The following is a 237-nucleotide window of genomic DNA, read 5'->3' as shown; positions in this document are numbered from 1 at the left end:
AGCCAAGATTGGTGCCCTTTAAGGCACTACATAGTATTAAACTGAAGAGTTTGATCATGGCTCAGATTGAACGCTGGCGGCAGGCTTAACACATGCAAGTCGAGCGGGGAAGAGTAGCTTGCTACTTGACCTAGCGGCGGACGGGTGAGTAATGCTTAGGAATCTGCCTATTAGTGGGGGACAACATCTCGAAAGGGATGCTAATACCGCATACGTCCTACGGGAGAAAGCAGGGGA

General features: G+C 50.2%; 1 rRNA gene. It reads left to right on the top strand.

Annotation, left to right across the window (positions count from 1 at the left end):
• Window positions 1–38: 38 nt before the first annotated feature.
• Window positions 39–237: ribosomal RNA gene (locus WFH18_RS18150) — 16S ribosomal RNA — on the top strand; the annotation flags it as partial.

Origin of the sequence: Acinetobacter sp. USHLN143 (genome assembly GCF_037145695.1) — a bacterium.
Classification (GTDB): Bacteria; Pseudomonadota; Gammaproteobacteria; order Pseudomonadales; family Moraxellaceae; genus Acinetobacter; species Acinetobacter fasciculus.
Note: the sequence above shows the minus strand (reverse complement) of the source record. Positions and strands in the feature narration are given on the sequence as shown.